The sequence below is a fragment of the Nocardioides alkalitolerans DSM 16699 genome (genome assembly GCF_000426525.1).
Taxonomy (GTDB): Bacteria; Actinomycetota; Actinomycetes; order Propionibacteriales; family Nocardioidaceae; genus Nocardioides; species Nocardioides alkalitolerans.
Genome location: NZ_KE384533.1, coordinates 585,686 through 606,159, shown reverse-complemented (window position 1 = coordinate 606,159; position 20,474 = coordinate 585,686). Strand labels below are relative to the sequence as shown.

The following is a 20,474-nucleotide window of genomic DNA, read 5'->3' as shown; positions in this document are numbered from 1 at the left end:
GCGGCCCCCAGCGACGATCTGACCACGCCACTGGCCCGGGCGGTCGAGACGTCGCTCCTCGCCCGCGACGGTGCTCGCCGCATGGCCATCCCCCGCCCGGACGCCACGCGCGTCATGGTGGTCGCCAACCAGAAGGGCGGCGTCGGCAAGACCACGTCGACCGTCAACCTCGCGGCCGCCTTGGCGCAGCTCGGGCAGCACGTGCTGGTGATCGACCTCGACCCCCAGGGCAACGCCTCCACGGCCCTCGACATCGCCCACCACCGCGGGACGCCGTCGACGTACGACCTGCTGGTCGAGGGTGCTCCCCTGGCCGACGTCGCCCAGCCCAGCCCGGAGATCGAGGGACTGCACGTCGTCCCGGCCACGATCGACCTCGCCGGCGCCGAGATCGAGCTCGTCAGCGTGGTGGCCCGCGAGAACCGGCTGACGAAGGCGCTCAACGCCAGTCCCCTCATCGGTGACGCCTCGGCCGGCGACGGCCGCTACGACTACGTGATCGTGGACTGCCCGCCCTCCCTGGGGTTGCTCACGCTCAACGCCCTCGTGGCCGCTAAGGAGGTGCTGATCCCGATCCAGGCGGAGTACTACGCCCTCGAGGGCCTCGGGCAGCTCATCGAGACGGTCGAGATGGTGCGCCAGCACCTCAATCCGAACCTGAACATCTCCACCATCCTCGTCACCATGTACGACGGGCGCACGCGTCTGGCCGCCGGCGTGGCCGAGGAGGTGCGCGAGCACTTCGGTCCGCAGGTGCTGAAGACGATGATCCCCCGGTCCGTACGCGTCAGCGAGGCCCCGTCGTACGCCCAGACCGTGATGACCTACGACCCCGGCTCCCCGGGCGCGCTCGCCTACCTCGGCGCCGCTCGCGAGATCGGACAGCGGAGCGTGAAGGCATGACCAAGCAGCCCCAGCGTCGCGGACTGGGCCGCGGTCTCGGTTCGCTGATTCCGACGGCGCCCGAACCTGCTGGTTCCACGTCGAACGGCGGCTCCGAGGCCGGCGACGCGGAGACCGTCGACCGCACCCCCTCCGCGCAGACGAAGGCGGGCGGTCCGGAGCTCGCACCGGTCGACGGCGCCTACTTCGCCGAGCTGCCGGTGGAGCAGATCTCCCCCAACGCCCGTCAGCCCCGGCAGGTCTTCGACGAGGACGCCATGGCCGAGCTGGTCTTCTCCATCGGCGAGATCGGGCTGCTGCAGCCCGTCGTCGTACGGCGGACCGGCGACGCGTCGTACGAGCTCATCATGGGCGAGCGCCGGTGGCGCGCGACCCAGCAGGCCGGTCTCGGCGTCATCCCGGCGATCGTGCGGGAGACCGAGGACACGGACATGCTCCGGGACGCGCTCCTGGAGAACCTCCACCGCAGCCAGCTGAACGCGCTCGAGGAGGCGGCGGCGTACGCGCAGCTCCTCGAGGACTTCTCGTGCACCCACGAGGAGCTCGCCCAGCGCATCGGTCGGTCACGACCCCAGATCAGCAACACCTTGCGCCTGCTCAAGCTGACGCCAGCCGTGCAGCGGCGCGTCGCAGCTGGCGTGCTCTCCGCGGGTCACGCTCGGTCGCTCCTGGGCGTCCCGGGTGGCGAGGCTCAGGACCGTCTGGCGCAGCGCGTGGTCGCCGAAGGCATCAGCGTGCGTGCTCTGGAGGAGATCGTGGCGCTCGGCGATGCTGACAGCGCCCCTGAGACGCGCCGGCGGGCCCCGAAGACGACCGATCCGGGCCTCTCCGAGGTGGCAGAGCGCCTCTCAGAGCGTCTGGAGACACGTGTGAAGGTCGATCTGGGCCGCAGCAAGGGCCGGATCACGGTGGAGTTCGCCTCTTTGGACGACCTGCAGCGCATCATGGCGGTCATCGACCCGTCCAGCCCCGCCGACTAGTCATTAAAGCAACGAAGCGACGAATGGCTTTGTCGACAAAACCATTGGTCGCTTCGCTACTGGATCACTTCCTCTTGGCCGCACGCTTGGCGGCTCGCTTGGCCGCCCGCTCGCGCTTCTCCTCCGCGTCGAGGCGCTCCGCCTCCTCGAGCGTGGGCGCTCCGCCGCCGAAGCGGGCGGGCACCCACCAGGCGCCGGCCGGCTTCTCCTCCGCCGGGTAGACCTCGATCGCGTGGTCGAGCAGACCCTTCATCGCGGTGTGCAGCTTCTCGGTGTCGCCGACGGGGTCGTCACCCGTCGGGTGGAGCGGCGCGCCGACGTGCAGGCCGATCGTGGTGCCGCGCGAGAAGTCGCGGGGGTGGTCCTTCGTCCAGATCCGCTGGGTGCCGAAGAGCACGACCGGCAGCACCGGCACGCCGGCGGCCGCTGCGATACGCACGGCCCCGGTCTTGATCTCCTTGATCTCGAACGACCGGGAGATCGTCGCCTCCGGGAAGATGCCGACGGCCTCGCCCGCCCGGAGGTACTCGATGGCCTTGGCCGCCGACGCCGCACCGTCGCCACGGTCGACCTCGATGTGGTGGAAGCTGCGCATCACGGGCCCGCCGACGGCGTTGTCGAAGATCTCCTTCTTCGCCATGAAGCGCACCAGCCGCTTCGACGGGTCGGCGGCCAGCCCGCCGTACACGTAGTCGACGTAGCCGACGTGGTTGACCGCCAGCATCACGCCACCGGTGCGCGGCACGTGCTCGGTGCCGCTCATCTGGAACTTCTGGCCCAGGAGCCGGAACGCCAGCTTCGCGGAGACGATGACGGCGGGATAGGTCAGGTCACGCACGGGGGACTCTCCTGGGTGCTTCGGCTCAGCGGACGCCCGAGCCTAGCGTGGTGGCCGCCCGCCGCCGCGACCCCCGGAACGACGACGACGGCCGGCCCCCGGGACGTGGGGCCGACCGTCGTCGACGTCGTGCGGTGCGGCGTGAGCCGCGGTGGATCAGGCGATGAACTCGTCGAGCTCCTTGAGCAGCGCCGCCTTCGGCTTGGCGCCGACGATGGTCTTGACGACCTCGCCGCCCTTGTAGACGTTGAGCGTCGGGATGCCGGTGACGCGGTAGTTGGACGGCGTCACCGGGTTCTCGTCGACGTTCATCTTCACGAAGGTGATCTTGTCGCCGTGGGCGTTCGCGATCTCGTCGAGGATCGGCGACACCTGACGGCAGGGGCCGCACCACTCGGCCCAGAAGTCCACGAGGACGGGCTTGTCGGACTTCAGGACCTGCGCCTCGAACTCGGCGTCGGTGACGGCAGCGATGTCAGCCACGGTGATTCCTCTCGTACGGGATGGTCGGATAGAGGTAGAACGTCGCAGGGGCGCGCGTTCTTCCCGGTTCCGGTTCTGTCAGACGGATCCTCAGGGCCGCAGGGCCCGCGACGGATCCGCCGGATCAGAGACCGGCGGTCTGGACGGCCTCGGTGACGAACTCGCTCGCCACCGCGTCCTGCGCCTGCTGGGGCGACGCCGAGGAGTGCTCGAGGTCGGCCAGGTAGCGCTCGGCGTCCAGCGACGCCGCGCACCCGGTGCCGGCAGCGGTGATCGCCTGGCGGTACTGGTGGTCGACGAGGTCGCCGGCGGCGAAGACGCCGGGCAGGTTCGTGGCGGTCGAGGGGTGCTGCACGAGCACGTAACCCTCGTCGTCGAGGTCGACCTGGCCGCCGAGCAGCTCGGAGCGCGGGTCGTGGCCGATGGCGACGAAGAGACCGGTGACCGCGAGCGGCCGGGTCTCACCGGTGACGGTGTCGCGCAGCGTGACGTTCTCCAGCTTGTCGGAGCCGTTGATCTCGGCGACCTCGGAGTTCCAGACGAACTCCAGCTTGGGGTCGGCCTCGGCGCGCTCGACCATGATCTTCGACGCGCGCAGCTCGTCACGACGGTGGATGAGGTAGACCTTCGACGCGAAGCGCGTCAGGAACGTCGCCTCCTCGACCGCGGAGTCACCGCCGCCGACGACCGCGATCTCCTGCTGGCGGAAGAAGAACCCGTCGCAGGTCGCGCACCAGGAGACGCCCTTGCCGGAGAAGAGGTCCTCGCCCTCGAGGCCGAGCTTGCGGTAGCCCGAGCCCATCGCGAGCACGACGGCCTTCGCCGTGTAGGTGTCGGTGGCCGTCTTCACGATCTTCACGTCGCCGGTGAGGTCGACCTCGACGACGTCGTCGGAGATCAGCTCGGCACCGAAGCGCTCGGCCTGGGCCCGCATCTCGTCCATCAGGGCCGGGCCCATGATGCCGTCGCGGAAGCCGGGGAAGTTCTCGACCTCGGTGGTGTTCATGAGCGCGCCGCCGGCGGTCACCGAGCCCTCGAAGACGAGCGGCTCGAGCGCGGCACGGGCGGCGTACACGGCAGCCGTGTAGCCCGACGGACCCGAGCCGATGACGATGACGTTGCGCGGCTCGGAGGAGGTGGCGGACTGGTCGGTCATGAGGTGGATGCTCCTGGGGTCGGTACGGGGGGTGGTGCGGCCTGCACGGGCTACAACCGATCGTAGGGGAGAGGGATTCCCCGGGGCGGGTGGAGCACCTGCCGACCACCTCGCGACCGGCCGCGGAGTGCCTCAGCGGGCGCCGACCACAGCCGACCAGACCTCGTCGCCGGAGCCGCAGTCGCGCAGCGTGAGCAGGGCGCTCGTCGGGTCGTCCCCCCCGACGATCTCGACCACGAGCAGCGCGGGGCTCCCGTCGTACGACGTGAGCACACCGCCCTCGTCGGCGCTCACGCCCCCGCAGGTGGAGGGATCGAGCGCGCGACCGGCGCCGGCGGCGGCCGACGCGAGCACGGAGGTCGCGTCCTCGACGGTGACGTCGGCCGAGAGGTCGCGGTCGTCCGGCGCCCCCACGACGGTGCCGGGGGCGGGGGCGATCCGGGCCAGGGACGCCACGCTCTGCTGCGGCGTGACGTCGTCCGGCGTGGGCGCGGCCTGCGGCGGGGCCTCGGCGGCACCGGCGCCGTCCTCCTGCGAGCTCGACGAGGGCGCCGACTCGGCACTCGTGTCGGCGGAGTCGTTGCTGTCGCTCTCGCCCCCGGTCACCTGGGGCAGCACGACACCGCCCACGCCGACGGCCACGACGACCGCGGCGGCGGCGAGGAACACGGTGGTGAGCCGCCCGCGGCGCCGGCGGGCGGCGTCGAGGTCGAGCGGTGCGGGCGTCGGGCCGGGGTGGTGGCCGGTGGTCGTGCCGGGCAGGGGCGGTACGGCGCGTGGCGGGAGGTCGGTGACGGCCGACGTGCCGGCGGCGCGCTCGCGGGCGAGGCCGGCGATCACGTCGTCGAGGCGTGTGGCGACCGCCTCCGGGGTCGGCCCGGTGTGCCGGGCCCCCCGCAGCAGGCGGCGGAGCGCCGCCTCCTGCTCCGGGGAGAGGGGTGCGTCGTCGGCGGCATCGCCGTCGTACGTCGGGTCGTGGGGGTCGTGGGGGTCGCTCATGTCACCTCCTCGTGCGCTGTCGGGTGGATCCGGGGCAGGGTCACGCCGGGCCGAGCGGCGGTCCACGCGGCGACTCGGGGGATGAGACGGGCGACGGCGGCTCCGGGTTCCACGACGAGGGGGCGTCCTGCGCGGGCTCGGACACGTCGAGGAGGTCGGCCAGCACCCCGGCGAGCTTGGCGCGGGCGCGCGAGCAGCGGGACTTCACGGTGCCGACCGCGCAGTCGAGCACCTCCGCCGCCTCGGCGACCGAGTAGCCCTCCATGTCGACCAGCACCACGGCGGCGCGCTGCTCCGGGGCGAGCGTGGCCAGGGCGTCGAGCACCCGACGCCGCTGCTCGCCGGTGACGGCCTCGTCGGCGGGGTCGACCACGCCGCGCGACGCGGTGACGGCGCCCCGTCCGGCGTGCTCGTCGAGGTCGTCGGGCAGGGGGTCGGCGGCGCGCACCTTCATCGCCCGGAGCCGGTCGAGGCAGGCGTTGACCACCACCCGGTGCAGCCAGGTGGTGACGGCGGCGTCGCCGCGGAAGGAGCCCGCCCGCCGGAAGGCGGCGACCAGGCCGTCCTGGAGGCCGTCGGCCGCGTCGTCCGGGTTGCCCATGGTGCGCAGCGCCACCGCCCAGAGACGGTCGCGGTGCCGGGCGGCCAGCACCCCGAACGCGACCGGGTCACCCGCGACGTGGGCGCGCAGCAACGTGGCGTCGTCGGCCTCGTGGCCGCTCGGCTCCTCGCTCGCCCGGTCGGGCGCCGGGCCGGTCACCCGAGGACCCGCACCTCGGAGACCTCGCTACGGAAGCCGTCGGCGACAGGCGGGAGCGACGTGATCCAGATCGTCACGTAGCGACCCGTCGCGCCTGTCAGGGCGATCTGGGCCTGCTCGGAGGCGCCCTCGGCGCCGCCGACCGGCTCGAGCCCGTCGACCGAGCCCACCGGCTCGTCGCTCACGTAGACCTGCACCGTCGTCGGGCTGCCCACGAGGTCGAGCTCGAGCCCGGTCAGGGCCAGGCTCTCCCCGAGGTCGAGCTGCAGGCCGACACCGCTCTTCAGGCCGCCCGGGCCGAACTGCTGGAAGTACGTCGAGGTGTTCCACGTCGTCTCGGTGTCGCCGTCGACGGCGTTGCCGGCACGGTCGCTGTTCTCCTCGCCGTCGGAGCCCTCGGGGTCGATCGAGGTCGCCCCCACGACCGGCACGATCGCCGGCGCCGGCGGGGCGCTCTCGGTCGAGCTCGCGCTCGGTGACGGCGTCGACCCGCCGTCGTCGTCGCCGCCCGACGTACCGGGACGGCCCATGAGCTGGTAGACGACCGCCACGATCAGCAGCAGCGCCACCAGCGAGCCCAGGAAGCCCGCGAGCTGCAGCCACGTGCGGCCGGGCTTGTCGCGGCGGCGGGCGCCCGGCTCCTGCACGGGGTGGGGCAGCACGGCGCCGGTGCGGTGGCCGGTGGCCCAGGGCCAGAACTCCTCCGACGGCGCCGGCCCGACCGTCTCCTGCGCGCGCCGGCGGGCGGCGATCTCCTCCGGCGTCTCGGGCGCGAACAGCGGGCGCTCCGGCGGGTCCTCGAAGTCGGGCGGCGGCGGCGGGGTCTCGCTGCGCTTCGCGAGCCACGACACGTCGTCGGTCTCGTCGTCGAAGATCGGCACGCCGGCCTGGGTCGGCACGTCGACGTTGTCGGTGCGCGTGGTGGTGCGGGGGGCGGGCGCCGGGGCGTCGTCGCCTGAGGAGGTGCTGCCGCTCGCGGGTGCCTCGGCGCCCGAGGACGGGGCGTCGACCTTCTCGACCGGGGCCGTGGGCGGCGACGCCGGCGTCGCGGGCGCCACGGGGGTCTCGGCGGTCGGGGTGGGGGTCGGGGCGGGGGTCGCGGTCGGCGCGGCGAGCGGGGCGGTGATCGGGGCCCGGACGGCGGTCCGCTCGACCGGCCGCTCGCGGTCCGACTGGGTGTCGTGCGGGCGCACCACCGGCAGGGGGGTCAGCAGCGCCGCCGGCACGGCGGGGATGGTGCCGGACGCCGACGTGCCCCGCTCCGCCTCGAGGGCGGCCATGCCGGCGGGGTCCCCGACGTACTCGCGCAGGTAGTCGGCGATGCCCCGCGCGGTGGTCAGGTCGTACGGCGCCCGCGGCGGCGTGTCGGTGTTGAGCACGTCGTCGCAGAGCTCGTCGAGCACGCGGGGGATGCCGGCGCGCACCTGGCGCGGGCGCAGCACGGCGCCGCCGTCGAGCGGGGCCGTCGGCATGACGGAGGGGGAGCGGCCCGGCCAGCGACCGGTGAGCGTGGCGTAGAGCAGGCCGACGAGCTCGATGACGTCGTCCCGGGCGGTGGCGGGCGGCAGCCCCTTGAGGGCGGCGTCGACCGCGCAGCCGTTGACCCGCACCGAGCCGGAGAGGTCGACGATCACGTTCTCGGGCACGAGCCGGCCGTGGGTGATGTCGGCGGCGTGGGCCGCGGCGATCGCGCCGGCGACCTCGCCGACCATCCAGGCGGCCCGCCGTGGGGCGAGGGGGGCGTGCTGGAGCATGAGGTCGAGCGACATGCCCGTGCCCCACTCATTGACCACGTAGCAGGCGTCGCCGGTGACCTCGGCGTCGAGCACGCGCAGGAAGCGGCGGTCGGTGAGGCGGGCGCAGCGGCGGGCGGCCTCGAGCAGCTCGTCGGCGCGCTCGGTGCGGGCGGGGATCACGTGCACCGCGACGTGCCGGGCGAGCACGCGGTCGTGGGCCCGCCAGAAACGACCGTCACCCGCCTCGCTGAGCAGGTCGATGAGCAGGTAGCGGTCGGCGAGCACGTCGCCGGGCCGGATCGTCGACGGCATCGTCACCCCCTCGTGCGTCTCGCCGTCACGACGGAGCCTTCTCGGGAGCTCCGTCGCGCCGTGGCCATCGTAGGCCCCTCACCCGGTCGCGGGGCGCCGCCGTCGCCGCAGCACGGTCGCCACGACGCTGCGGACCTCCTCGATGCGCAGCAGCCAGGCGGCCGCGAGCACGACCAGCACGTGCACGAGGCCGACGGCGGCGAGCAGCAGGCCGGCCGCCAGCGGGTGCGGATCGTCCGGCAGGAGGGGGTGGAGCGCCCAGCGGGTCAGCCACGCGGCGCCCGCGCCCAGCAGGACGGCCAGCAGGATGCGGACGGCGAAGAGCGCCGTCGTCCGCGTCTGCAGCCCGCCCAGGGTGCGGGCGAGCACGCCGTACGAGACCGACGCCCCGACGAGGTAGGCCCCGCCGTACGCGAGCACGAGCGCCGGGGCGGTGCCGGCCGCGGAGGCCTGCGAGACGAACAGCAGCGCCAGGGTCACGTTGACCGCCGCGATGATGCACTGGATCCAGAACACCCGCCGCGTCTGCTCGAGGGCGTAGAAGCCGCGCAGCATCATGTAGTGGACGGTGAACAGCACGATCACCGGCGCGAAGAGGGTCAGCGACGGCACGAAGTCGTCGTACGACGCGGACGCGGCGCCGTACCCCCAGATGAGGTTCGCGAGGTCGGGGGCGACCACCGGCACGACCGCGGCGACGGGCACGACGAACGCCAGCGTGGTGCGGAGCGTCGAGGCGAGCGTGGCGCCCATGCCGGTGAGGTCACGCTCGGCGGCGGCCGCCGAGAGGCGCGGCAGGATCGCCGTCGTCAGCGAGACCGTCACGATCGCGTGCGGCACCATCATGATCAGCAGCGCGTTGGAGTAGACGAAGTAGCCCGTGCCGTCGTCGGAGCCCGCGTTGCCGCCCGACGCGAGGCGCACCACGACCGTGTAGGCGGCCTGGTTGACGATGACGAACCCGATGGTCCAGGCGCCCAGCTTCAGCGTGTGGCCGAGGCCGGTGCCGATGAAGTCGAACCGCGGCCGGATGCTCACGCCCGCCGAGCGCAGGTAGGGCACGAGGATGACGAACTGGGCGACGATGCCGAGCGTCGAGCCGATGCCGAGCACCAGCTCCTGGTTCGTCGAGAACGCGGAGTTCACGGCGTCGGGCGCCACCGGGCCGAACACGACGAGGTAGATGACGAGCACGATCACCGAGATGACGTTGTTGGCGATCGGGGCCCACATCATCGGGCCGAACCGGCCGCGGGAGTTCAGGATCTGCCCGACGAGCACGAACATGCCGTAGAAGAAGACCTGCGGCAGGCAGAACCGCGCGAAGGCCACCGCCGAGTCGCGCTGGGCGGCCAGCTCGGGCTCGTTGAACCGGCCCTCGAGGTAGATCGACATCACCCAGGGCGCCGCCACCACCAGCAGGACGGTCACCGTGCCGAGGAAGAGGGCGGCGAGCGTGACGATGCGGTTGACGTACGCCGCGCCGCCGTCGGGGTCCTGCTTGAGGGCCCGCACCAGCTGCGGCACCAGCACGGCGTTGAAGACGCCGCCGGCGAGCAGGATGTAGACCATGTTCGGGATCGTGTTGGCGATCGCGAAGATGTCGGCGTGCAGCTTGGTGCCCAGCGCCGCCGCGAGCAGGATGCCCCGCACGTAGCCGCTGAGGCGGGAGACGATCGTGCCCGCCGCCATGACGGCGCTCGAGCTGAGCACCGACGCGTCGGTGCCGGCGGGGGCCTTGCGGTCCGTGGCCGCGACGGGCTCGGTGACCTCGGAGGCGCCGGTGGCCGACACCTCGTCGGCGGCGTGGACGGGGCCCGCGTGCGTGCCCGCGACCCGCACCGGCGTGGCCGTCGTGCCGCCGTCGCGGTCACCGGCCGGGCCGAGGGGCTGCTGCGGCAGCCGGATCGCCGGGCGCTCCACGGTCGCGGTCGGGTCGACGAGGGCCTCCGGCGCGGCGTCGGGCACGGGTGGCACCAGCGGCTCGGCGCGGTGCACGGGGGTGGTCGGCTCGGGTGGCTCGTAGGCGGCCGCGACCGTGGGGGCCCGGTGCTTGGGCACCTCGGGCTCGGGCGGCTCGACGACGGCGACGTCGAAGTGCTCGAACGGGTCGTACGTCGGGGGGAGCGGCTCGCCGGCCTGCTGGTCGGGCTGCTGGTCGGGCTGCTGGTCGGCCTGCCCGTCGACCTGCCCGTCGTGCTCGGAGGGGGGCGGTCCCTGGTGGCGTCCGGTGGTCACGCGGTGCCCCCGGCCGGTGCGTCGTCGGAGCCGCGCACGCGGCGCAGCACCCGGTAGCCGATCGTCACGACGAGCAGCACGACGGCGCCGCCGATGACGACCCAGATGATGTCGCTGACCGCGGCCGACCGGAGGGGCACGACGTCCCGCGAGCCCAGCGGCACGCCCTCGGCGTCGGTGACGAGCACCTCCACGTCGAAGACGCCGATCACGCCGACGCGGGCATTGAGCAGCACGGAGGCGGAGGCGCCGGCCCCGAGCTCGACCGGTCCGGGGTCGTCGAGGGTGACCGGGCTGTCCTGGGCGCCCCGCAGCTCGACGACGACCGGTTGGTCGAGGCCGTTGGTGACGCGGACGGCGAACCGCCCCGAGTCGCTCGACAGCGTGACGGTGGGTGGTGCCTCGACGGTGACGGCCCCGAGCACGGCGTCGACGCCCATGAGGCCGGTCGTGGCGCGGGAGCGCGTGCGGGCGAGGTCGCCGCGGTGGGGGTAGCCGAGCAGGACGGAGGCCTCCCGCTGCACCTGCACCGAGACGGTGTCGTTCTCGGACAGCATCGCCTGGAGCCGGCTGCCGAGCGCGGTCAGCTGGTCGGCGCGCTCGAAGAGGTCGACCGGCAGGGTCGCGGGGGCCGGTGCGGCCCCGTCGACGACCAGCGCGTCGGCGTCGACCTCGTCGAGGTCGCCCGAGATCAGCTCGTCGAGGGGGGCCGCCCGCAGCCAGCCGTCGTCGAGCCCCTGGGTCACGGGGCCGCCGCGGCCCGGCTCCCAGCGGGGCGGCAGCGCGACGATGGTCGGTCCGTCGCCCGCCCCGTCGTCGTCGAGCGACGCCAGGGCGGTCTCGGCCGCCAGGCGCTGCCGCACCTGGACCGAGGAGAGGGAGTTGCCGGGGCTGGGGCCGCCGTCGGCCGCGGCCGCGTCGACCACGACGACGGTGCGCTCGCCGTGGGTCGCGACGCGGGCCCCGTCGGGCAGGTCGTCCGGCAGGGCGGTGTCCGCCACGACCAGGGTCGCGTCGTCCTCCAGCAGGTCGAGCTCGTCGTCGGTGAGGGCGTCGTCGACCGGGGCCACGGCGGGCCGGCCGGTGAGGTCGAAGCGCTCCAGGGCGTCGTCGCTCAGCGCGCGGGCCCGGTCGTAGGTGCCGGGGTCGTGGAGGGCCGCTCCGGCGACGTCGAGGTCGCCGTACGGGAGCGCCAGCACCTCTCCCTCAGCCAGGAGGGCGAGCGCGTCCTCGAGCCAGGCGGCCGCCACGCGAGCGACCTCCGTGTCGACGGGCTCGGGGGTGGCGACGGGGTCCTCGGTGGTGGGGACGTCGGTCGGGGAGCCGTCGTCCTCTTCCTCGTCGCCGGTCGTCGTGGGGGCGAGGGAGCGCGCCGGGTTGCCGACCGCGAGGCGGGCGGCCACGTCGAGCACCGCGGGGTCGAGCAGCCAGGTGACGGCGGCAGGGTCGGCCGAGGTGGTCGTCGGACGCGCCGCCTCGATCACGTTGCGCAACCGGCCACCGGGCCCGAAGACGTCGAGCCAGGAGTCCTCGGAGGCCACCTGGCCCTCAGCGGTGTAGCCGATGGGCTCGCGCAGGGGCACGAGCACCGAGGTGCGCGCGACGCTCGGTCCGGCCGTGGAGACGACGGGCAGGAAGGTGCGGGCCTTGCCGTTGGCGTTGCCGCTACGGCCGTCGGCGGTCTCGCCCAGGGCGTGCACCCCGAGCCAGTAGACGCCGGGGGAGCCGCTGATCTCGAGGGAGCCGTAGGGCACCCGCACCTGGAACGGCAGGGTCTCGCCGGGCGGGAGGGACGTGATCGAGCGGTCGAAGAGGCCCTCGGTGGTGAGGCGTCCGCCCACCACGTCGGCCGCGTCGGAGGCGGCGGCCTCGGCGAGCTCGTCGACGTCGGTGATCGGGGACGCCGAGGTCAGCGGGTAGACCCGGACGTTGCTCCACAGCTCGTCGGTCGTGTTGGTGACCGTGCCGCTCACCGTCAGCACGCCGTCGGCGTCGGGCACGAGCACGGCCGGGGTGACGTCGCCGAGGGTGACCGCGAGCGGGTCGGCGGTCGTCGCGTCGCCGTCCTCGTCGTCCGAGGTGCCGGGCTGGTCGCTGCTCCCACCGCCGTCGCCGCCGGGCTCCTCGGTCGGGTCGGCGGAGCCGGTCGGGGTCGTCTCGTCGTCGCGGGGTCCGGAGCGGGACGCCGCGACGTCGCGCTCCAGCAGCTCGGGGTCGAGCGCCGGGGCGGTCGCCGTACCGGCCACGGAGCCCGACGGGGCGGGCGGGGAGCCGAGCATGAGGGCCAGGCCGACCACCACCACGGTGATCGCGAGCACGGAGCGCAGCACGGCCGAGCGCCGTGACGGTCGGCGCGCGGCCCGGGGAGGCGACGCGTCCGGCTCGAGCATGGCGACGACTCTAAGGGAGGGCGGCAGGTGGACCCGTCACCCCGCTGGTGTGGTCGCCCACTCTCTCCGACGGGTTCCGGGGCGCTGGCACTAGAGTGGCTCGTCGTGCCCGACGCCTCGCCCCGCCCTACCGAGCCCGCCTCCGCGACCTTCACCGCCGCCCCCTCGGGCGTCGCGGGCGATGTCACGGGCGAGGCGCTGTCGATGGTCGAGGTGCAGCGCCGGGTCGCGACCGAGCTGACGCGGATCGGTGCCGTGGTCGACGAGCTCGGGGAGCGCTTCGTCGCCGCGGGCCACAGCCTCCACCTCGTGGGCGGGCCCGTGCGCGACGCGATGCTCGGTCGCCTGCAGAACGACCTCGACTTCACGACGTCCGCCCGCCCGGAGGTGGTCGAGCGCCTGGTCAAGGGGTGGGCCGACGCCGTGTGGGACATCGGCCGCGCCTTCGGCACCATCGGCTGCCGCAAGGACGACTGGCAGATCGAGATCACGACGTTCCGCACCGAGGTCTACACGCCGGACTCCCGCAAGCCCGAGGTCGCGTACGGCGACGACCTCGCCGGCGACCTCGTGCGCCGCGACTTCACCGTCAACGCGATGGCCGTCTCGGTGCCCGACCGCGTCTTCGAGGACCCGTACGGCGGGATCACCGACCTCGCCCACCGGGTCATCCGCACGCCGGGCACGCCCGAGGACTCCTTCTCCGACGACCCGCTGCGCATGATGCGGGCCGCGCGGTTCGCCGCCCAGCTCGGCTTCGAGGTCGCCCCCGACGTGGTCGCGGCCATGACCGCCATGGCGGAGCGCATCGACGTCATCTCGGCCGAGCGCGTCCGTGACGAGCTCGTGAAGCTGGTCTGCTCGCCGTACCCGCGCCGCGGCCTGGCCCTCCTCGTCGAGACCGGGCTCGCCGCGCGCGTGCTGCCGGAGCTGCCGGCGCTGCAGCTGGAGCGCGACGAGCACCACCGCCACAAGGACGTCTACGAGCACTCCCTCACCGTGCTCGAGCAGGCCATCGAGCTCGAGCACCGCCTGACCCCCGAGGGCGAGCCCGTGCGGCCCGACTTCGTCGTGCGGTTCGCCGCGCTCATCCACGACATCGGCAAGCCCCGCACCCGGCGCTTCCTCGACGACGGCACCGTGACCTTCCACCACCACGACGTCGTGGGCGCCAAGATGACGCGCAAGCGCATGAAGGCGCTGCGGTTCTCGAGCGAGCAGATCGAGGACGTGTCGAAGCTGGTCGAGCTTCACCTGCGCTTCCACGGGTACGGCGACGGCGACTGGACCGACTCCGCCGTCCGCCGCTACGTGCGCGACGCCGGCGACCAGATCACCCGCCTCCACATCCTCACGCGGGCCGACTGCACGACGCGCAACAAGCGCAAGGCCGACCGGCTCCGCCGCACGTACGACGAGCTCGAGCGCCGCATCGAGCGCCTGGGCGAGGAGGAGGAGCTGGCCGCCATCCGGCCGGACCTCGACGGCAACCAGATCATGGAGATCCTCAGCGTCGGACCGGGCCGCGAGGTCGGCGAGGCCTACAAGTTCCTCCTGGACCTGCGCCTCGACGAGGGCCCCGCGTCGTACGACGTCGCCCGCGCCGCCCTGCTCGCCTGGTGGGAGCAGCGCCGGGCCTGAGGCCGGGGCTGGCCCGTCGCCGCCCCGCCGCGGCCACGTGTAACGCGGTGTCCGAGCTGCTGCACATGCGTCAGGACGCGCACTCGGACACCACAGCACCGCAGAAGTCGGGTCGGGAGACCCGGCCGGGCCCCGGGTGCGCCCTTCGCGGTACCTCGTACCCGTGACACGGGTGTCTCCTACCGCGATCGGTACGACACGCGCTCGCCCGCGCGATCGGTACGACGCGCGCCCACCCTTGCCTTGTTGACGCCCGTTCAGTAGCGTGCGCGGCACCAGCCCCGCCGACCAACGGAGTAGCGCCATGCCCGCCACCGGAACCGTCAAGCCCCTGCTCGAGGAGTCCATCGAGATCGACGCGCCCCCGGCGACGGTCTGGTCGCTCGTCTCCGACCTGCCGCGGATGTCGGAGTGGAGCCCGCAGGTCCTCCGGTCGTTCACGCGGGGTCCGGTCCGGCTCGGCTCGCTCCTGCTCAACGTGAACCGCCGCGGCCTGCTCGTGTGGCCCACGCGCTCGAAGGTCGTGCGCTTCGAGCCCCACTCCGAGTTCGCGTTCCGGGTGCTCGACAACAAGACGATCTGGGCGTTCCACCTCGAGCCCACGGCCTCCGGCACGCGGGTGACCCAGCGTCGTACGACGCCGCAGGGCACCACCGCGGTCTCCGACAAGCTCGTCGGCGCCGTCATGGGCGGTCAGGAGTCGTTCCAGGACGAGCTGCTCGCCGGCATGCGCCAGACGCTGGCGAAGATCAAGCGCGAGGCCGAGCGCGCGGGCTGACCGGGCGCCCCGGCGCGCTCCACCACCCCTGACCTGGGGATGACCCGCGGCGCACCCGTGCCGAAATCTGGTTGAGGGGGCCCGCGGTCGGGCAGAGTGCGCGGCATGAGAAGCGAACTCTTCGCGCAGGACAACCTGCCCCAGACCAGCAACGAGCGCTACGTGCTCCAGAACCCGCAGATGCTCCGGGTGGGCTTCGGCCCCGACGTCCTCGCCGCGAAGGGCTCGATGGTCGCCTACCAGGGCAACATCACCTTCACCCACGAGGGCTCCGGCAGTGTCGCCAAGCTCGCCAAGAAGGTGCTGACGAGCGAGAACCTGGCGCTGATGCGCGTCTCGGGCCAGGGCCAGGTGTTCTTCGCCGACCAGGCGGGCTACGTGAACCTGATGCACCTCGAGAACGAGGGCATCTCGATCAACGCCCGCAACCTGCTGGCCTTCGACGCCACGCTGCAGTGGGACATCAACCGCACCAAGGGCGCCGGCATCATGGGCGCGGGCCTCTTCAACACCACCATCGGCGGCACCGGCACCGTGGCGATCAACGTCGTCGGCCGACCGGTCGTGCTCGACTGCTCGCAGGGCCCCGTGTACGTCGACTCCAACGCCGCCGTGTGCTGGTCGGCCAACCTGTTGCCGGGCGTCCACAACAGCATGAACATGGGCTCGATGCTGCGCGGCGGCACCGGGGAGGCGCTCCAGTACGTCTTCCAGGGCGCCGGGTTCGTCGTGGTCCAGGCGTTCGAGTGGAGCGCCGTCACCCCCGGCTGAGCCGGCTGGCCGGCTGACCCGCTTCGACCCGTGCCGGGCAGGCCCCGGGCACGACAGCGCCCCGCAGGTCATCGACCTGCGGGGCGCTGTGCGTCGTACGGGGTGGAGCTAGACCGGTGAGGTCACTCCTCGCCGCGGATGAAGGCCTCGACGCGTCGGCGACCCTCGTCGTCGGGGAGCTGCACCGGCGGGGACTTCATCAGGTAGGACGACGCCGAGATGATCGGGCCACCGATGCCGCGGTCCTTGGCGATCTTCGCCGCGCGGATCGCGTCGATGATGATGCCGGCCGAGTTCGGCGAGTCCCAGACCTCGAGCTTGTACTCCAGGTTGATGGGGGCGTCACCGAAGGCGCGACCCTCGAGGCGGACGTAGGCCCACTTGCGGTCGTCGAGCCACGCGACGTAGTCGGACGGGCCGATGTGGACGTTCTTGTCGTGGACCTTGCCCGACAGCGTGCCGGTGAGGTTCGACGTGACGGCCTGCGTCTTCGAGACCTTCTTGGACTCCAGGCGCTCGCGCTCGAGCATGTTCTTGAAGTCCATGTTGCCGCCGACGTTGAGCTGGTAGGTGCGGTCCAGCGCGACGCCGCGGTCCTCGAACAGCTTCGCCATCACGCGGTGGGTGATGGTGGCGCCGACCTGGCTCTTGATGTCGTCGCCGACGATCGGGACGCCCGCGACGCGGAACTTCTCGGCCCACTCGGGGTCGGAGGCGATGAAGACGGGCAGCGCGTTCACGAACGCGACGCCGGCGTCGATGGCCGCCTGCGCGTAGAACTTGTCGGCCGCCTCGGAACCCACCGGGAGGTAGGAGACGAGGACGTCGGCCTGGGTCTCGCGGAGCACGGCGACGACGTCGACCGCCTCGGCGTCGGACTCCTCGATCGTCTCGCGGTAGTACTTGCCCAGACCGTCGAGGGTCGGGCCGCGCTGGACGGTCACGCCGAGCGGCGGGACGTCGCAGATCTTGATGGTGTTGTTCTCGGAGGCCTGCGTGGCCTCGGAGAGGTCGAAGCCGACCTTCTTGGCGTCGACGTCGAACGCGGCGACGAACTCGACGTCGTTGACGTGGTAGTCACCGAAGACGACGTGCATCAGCCCCGGGACTCCGCCGGCGGGGTCGGCGTCCTTGTAGTACTCGACGCCCTGGATCAGGGACGTCGCGCAGTTGCCGACGCCCACGATCGCTACTCGAACCGAACCCATGGGGCTCTCCTTTGCTGCTCTCCTGGAGCCTGACATGTGTGTCTGCTCTGGGGTGGGTAGGCCGTGGTCGGATGACCCGGCCCGCTGATCAGATGGTGCGAGGCTGCTCGCCGTCCGGCGTGAGTGGTGCCGACGGCGGACGCTCTCGCTCCGCGTCGATGAGGTCCGACAGCCAGCGGACCTCCCGTTCGACCGACTCGACGCCGTGGCGCTGGAGCTCCGCGGCGTACTGGTCGACCTCCTTCTGGGTGCGGCTCAGGTCGTTCTGGACCCTGTCGAGCCGCTCCTGCAACCGCGTCCGACGACCTTCGAGGACCCGCAGGCGGATCTCCATGTCGGTGCGGCTGAAGAAGGCGAAGCGGATGCCGAAGGTGTCGTCCTCCCAGGCAGCAGGACCTGCCTCTGACATCAGGCGCTTGAACTCGAGCCTGCCTTCCTCGGTCACCTCGTAGACGATGCGAGGCCGACGGGTGACCGGGGTGGTCGAGACGGTCGTCTCCGTGATCAGACCGTCCCGCACCATCCGCTTCAGCGCGGGGTAGAGCGACCCGAAGGACAGCAGTCGCCCCCACCCGAGCATGAGGTTGAGCCGCTTGCGCAGCTCGTAGCCGTGCATGGGTGCCTCGTGCAGCAGTCCGAGGACTGCTAGCTCGATGGTCTCCCCGCGACGTGCCATGCGATCTATCGTACCGATATATCCGCGATAGTGAACCCCGGGTGTCGGGGTGTCGTACGTCGCATGTCGCCGGCGGCCCCTCGCCACCCCCGATGCGGCACCCCGGCCGCCGGGCCGGGCGCGTACGAATCGGGCGCCACAGGGCGGTTGCGTACTCTGGCCCAGGTTTCGCGCCGGTCGCGTGCCCGCAGCACGGCCCGCAGACCCCCGCACGACCCGCGCAGCACCCCCCCGGCACCACGGCTGCGCGTCCCCCCGAACGTCCCCGCACCAAGCAGGAGGAAGCCGACGATGGCTGGCAAGCGCCGCGCCGACGGGCACCCCACCGGCAACACCCGCGGCTCCACCGGTCCCTCCGGATCCGCCGGCACCGGCCCCCGCCGGGGCCGCGGCAAGGACGGCAAGGAGAAGAAGCCGAAGCGCGCCTGGTGGAAGCGGGTGCTCCTCTGGGGCACCACGATCTTCCTCGCGCTGGCGCTGGTCGCGGTCGCGACGTTCGTCATCGCCTACCAGAAGACGGAGATCCCCGACCCGAACAAGGACTTCCAGACGCAGACGAGCTTCATCTACTACGCCGACGGCGAGAACGAGGTCGGCTCGTTCGCGACGCAGAACCGCGAGTCGATCTCCTACGACACGATGCCCGAGGTGCTGCGCAACGCGGTCGTGGCCGCGGAGGACCGCACCTTCTGGACCAACCAGGGCATCGACCCGCGCGGCATCCTGCGCGCCGCCTTCTCGAACGCCCAGGGCAACGCGACCCAGGGCGCGTCGACGATCACGCAGCAGTACGTGAAGATCCTCTACCTGACGCAGGACCGCACCTGGACCCGCAAGGCGCGCGAGGCGCTGCTCTCGCTGAAGATCCAGCGCCAGCTCGACAAGGAGCAGATCCTCGAGGGCTACCTCAACACCATCTACTTCGGCCGTGGTGCGTACGGCGTGCAGGCGGCCGCGCAGGCGTTCTTCGCCGTCGACGCCGCCGACCTGACGCTCCCGCAGTCGGTCGTGCTCTCGTCGGTGATCAACAACCCGACGCGCTTCGACCCCGCCAACGGCGAGGACGCGCTGGAGCGCCTCGAGGGCCGCTACCAGTACGTGCTCGACGGCATGGTCGAGGCCGGCGACATCTCGCCGGAGGAGGCCGAGGAGGCCGGGGCCGGGCTGCCGGAGTTCCCCGTCATCGAGAGCGAGAGCGCGTACGGCGGCCAGCGCGGCCACATGCTGCGCCTCGTGCGCGACGAGCTCGTCGACCTCGGCTTCAGCGAGGAGGAGATCGACGGCGGTGGCCTCCGGGTCACCACCACCTTCGTCGGCTCGGTGATGAACGCCGCCCGCGACGGCGTCGCCGAGGAGTTTCCCGAGGGCTTCTCGGACGAGGAGCTGCACGTCGGCGTCGCCACCGTCGAGCCGGCGACCGGCGCCCTGCGCGGCTTTTACGGAGGCCAGGACTTCCTCGAGTCCGAGATCAACTGGGCGTCTTCGCTCGTGCAGCCCGGCTCGACGTTCAAGGCGTTCGCCGTGGCCGCGGGCATCATGGACGGCTTCTCGCTGCGCGACTCGTTCCAGGGCAACTCGCCGTACGAGCTCGAGGACGGCTCGGAGATCGAGAACCAGGGCGACACGGACTACGGGCGGGTGAGCCTGCTCAAGGCCACCGAGGACTCGGTCAACACCGCGTTCATCGACATGACCGAGGCGATGGAGGACGGCCCCGACAAGATCCTGGCCGCCGCCAACGACATGGGCATCCCGTCGAACGAGGGCAGCCCGTACGGCATCCCCGACGTCTCGCGCGGCATCGACAACAACATCGGCGTCTCGCTCGGCTCGGGCGACGTCAGCCCGATCAACATGGCCTCGGCCTACGGCACCATCGCCAACGACGGCGTGCGCAACGACGTCTACGTCGTCGAGCGGGTGACCGACCGCTTCGGCACGGTGAAGTACGAGCACGAGGCGGCGCCCGAGCGCGCGATCCCCTCCGACGTGGCGGCCGACGTGTCGTACGCGCTGCAGCAGGTGGTCCGGACCGGCAGCGGCACCGCCGCCCGGGAGCTCGGCCGCCCGGCCGCGGGCAAGACGGGTACGGCCACGAACGCCGACGGCGACGTGTCGTCGTCGTGGTTCGTCGGCTACACCCCGCAGCTCGCGACCGCCGTGACCTACGTGCGCGGCACCGGCCGGGAGGCCCTCGACGGCTACCTGCCCGAGTTCTTCGGCGGCCGCTTCCCGGCCCGCACCTGGACGTCCGTGATGGACCTCGCCCTGGGTGACTCCGAGGAGCTGGACTTCCCGGACCCGGTGTACGTCGACGGCGACGCCCCGGACGGCTACGACCCGCCGTCCGCGCCGAGCACCGGCGGTGGTGGCGGCGGTGGTGGCGGTGACGACGACGAGCCCGCGCCGAGCTCGTCGGCTCCCCCGAGCACGACGGCCCCGCCGACCACGGCCCCGCCCGAGGAGCCCCCCGCGACGGAGCCGCCGGCTCCTGAGCCGACCGTGCCGCCGACCGAGGAGCCCCCGGTGGAGCCCACTCCGTCGGAGGAGCCGAGCGTGCCGGTCGTCCCGCGCCCGACGACCGCGCCCGGCCGCGAGGACTGAG

At 72.7% G+C, this 20,474-nt stretch carries 16 protein-coding genes; 6 read left to right on the top strand and 10 right to left on the bottom strand.

Going from position 1 to position 20,474, the window contains the following annotated elements; all coding sequences use genetic code 11:
* Positions 1-81 precede the first annotated feature (81 nt).
* Together K329_RS28200 and K329_RS0119690 are read left to right on the top strand one after the other, a co-directional pair.
* Entirely contained in the window at positions 82-903 is an 822-nt protein-coding gene (locus K329_RS28200; protein ID WP_281169834.1) for a ParA family protein, read from the top strand.
* Positions 900-1,883, top strand: a complete 984-nt coding sequence (locus tag K329_RS0119690) for a ParB/RepB/Spo0J family partition protein (RefSeq protein ID WP_028474389.1) — start codon at positions 900-902, stop codon at positions 1,881-1,883. Before K329_RS28200 ends, K329_RS0119690 begins: the two co-directional genes overlap by 4 nt.
* A gap of 64 nt (positions 1,884-1,947) precedes the next feature.
* Here K329_RS0119690 and K329_RS0119685 read toward each other — a convergent pair whose 3' ends face one another.
* The 8 genes from K329_RS0119685 to K329_RS0119650 all read right to left on the bottom strand — a co-directional run bounded on the left by K329_RS0119685 (position 1,948) and on the right by K329_RS0119650 (position 12,795).
* Positions 1,948-2,721 (bottom strand): lysophospholipid acyltransferase family protein, encoded by a 774-nt coding sequence (locus tag K329_RS0119685; protein WP_028474388.1) that lies wholly within the window; start codon positions 2,719-2,721, stop codon positions 1,948-1,950.
* A gap of 156 nt (positions 2,722-2,877) precedes the next feature.
* Complete coding sequence (gene trxA / locus K329_RS0119680) at positions 2,878-3,204, bottom strand: thioredoxin (RefSeq protein WP_028474387.1); 327 nt, start codon at positions 3,202-3,204, stop codon at positions 2,878-2,880.
* A gap of 124 nt (positions 3,205-3,328) precedes the next feature.
* Complete coding sequence (gene trxB / locus K329_RS28195) at positions 3,329-4,360, bottom strand: thioredoxin-disulfide reductase (protein WP_043644271.1); 1,032 nt, start codon at positions 4,358-4,360, stop codon at positions 3,329-3,331.
* Positions 4,361-4,492: 132 nt separating this feature from the next.
* The gene (locus tag K329_RS0119670; protein WP_028474386.1) at positions 4,493-5,359 is read right to left on the bottom strand and encodes a hypothetical protein; all 867 of its coding nucleotides are present in this window, start codon (positions 5,357-5,359) and stop codon (positions 4,493-4,495) included.
* A 40-nt stretch (positions 5,360-5,399) separates the two neighbouring features.
* Positions 5,400-6,119: an RNA polymerase sigma factor SigM gene (gene sigM, locus K329_RS28190; protein ID WP_052337139.1), complete on the bottom strand. Its 720-nt coding sequence runs from the start codon at positions 6,117-6,119 to the stop codon at positions 5,400-5,402.
* On the bottom strand, positions 6,116-8,167 hold the full coding sequence (locus tag K329_RS29915; RefSeq protein WP_157571842.1) for a protein kinase family protein: 2,052 nt from the start codon (positions 8,165-8,167) through the stop codon (positions 6,116-6,118). Before K329_RS29915 ends, sigM begins: the two co-directional genes overlap by 4 nt.
* A gap of 78 nt (positions 8,168-8,245) precedes the next feature.
* A complete protein-coding gene (gene murJ / locus K329_RS0119655) occupies positions 8,246-10,405 on the bottom strand; it encodes a murein biosynthesis integral membrane protein MurJ (protein ID WP_245596616.1) in 2,160 nt (719 codons plus the stop codon).
* Positions 10,402-12,795, bottom strand: coding sequence for a DUF6049 family protein (locus K329_RS0119650; RefSeq protein WP_028474384.1), 2,394 nt, complete (start codon positions 12,793-12,795; stop codon positions 10,402-10,404). The genes murJ and K329_RS0119650 overlap by 4 nt, the downstream gene beginning before the upstream one ends.
* A 204-nt stretch (positions 12,796-12,999) precedes the next feature.
* Here K329_RS0119650 and K329_RS0119645 point away from each other — a divergent pair, with 204 nt between their 5' ends.
* The 3 genes from K329_RS0119645 (at position 13,000) to K329_RS0119635 (ending at position 15,985) form a co-directional block, all read left to right on the top strand.
* Entirely contained in the window at positions 13,000-14,436 is a 1,437-nt protein-coding gene (locus tag K329_RS0119645; RefSeq protein WP_043644901.1) for a CCA tRNA nucleotidyltransferase, read from the top strand.
* Positions 14,437-14,740: 304 nt separating this feature from the next.
* Positions 14,741-15,214, top strand: coding sequence for an SRPBCC family protein (locus K329_RS0119640; RefSeq protein ID WP_028474382.1), 474 nt, complete (start codon positions 14,741-14,743; stop codon positions 15,212-15,214).
* 105 nt (positions 15,215-15,319) lie between these two features.
* Entirely contained in the window at positions 15,320-15,985 is a 666-nt protein-coding gene (locus K329_RS0119635) for an AIM24 family protein (RefSeq protein ID WP_028474381.1), read from the top strand.
* A 122-nt stretch (positions 15,986-16,107) separates the two neighbouring features.
* On the opposite strand, the gene K329_RS0119630 is transcribed toward K329_RS0119635, so the two are convergent.
* Together K329_RS0119630 and K329_RS0119625 are read right to left on the bottom strand one after the other, a co-directional pair.
* Entirely contained in the window at positions 16,108-17,193 is a 1,086-nt protein-coding gene (locus K329_RS0119630) for an inositol-3-phosphate synthase (RefSeq protein WP_028474380.1), read from the bottom strand.
* An 88-nt stretch (positions 17,194-17,281) separates the two neighbouring features.
* Positions 17,282-17,869, bottom strand: coding sequence for a PadR family transcriptional regulator (locus tag K329_RS0119625; protein ID WP_028474379.1), 588 nt, complete (start codon positions 17,867-17,869; stop codon positions 17,282-17,284).
* Positions 17,870-18,160: 291 nt separating this feature from the next.
* Between K329_RS0119625 and K329_RS28180 the strand changes: the two genes are divergently transcribed.
* Positions 18,161-20,473, top strand: a complete 2,313-nt coding sequence (locus K329_RS28180; protein WP_084541455.1) for a transglycosylase domain-containing protein — start codon at positions 18,161-18,163, stop codon at positions 20,471-20,473.
* The last annotated feature ends 1 nt before the right edge of the window (position 20,474 follow it).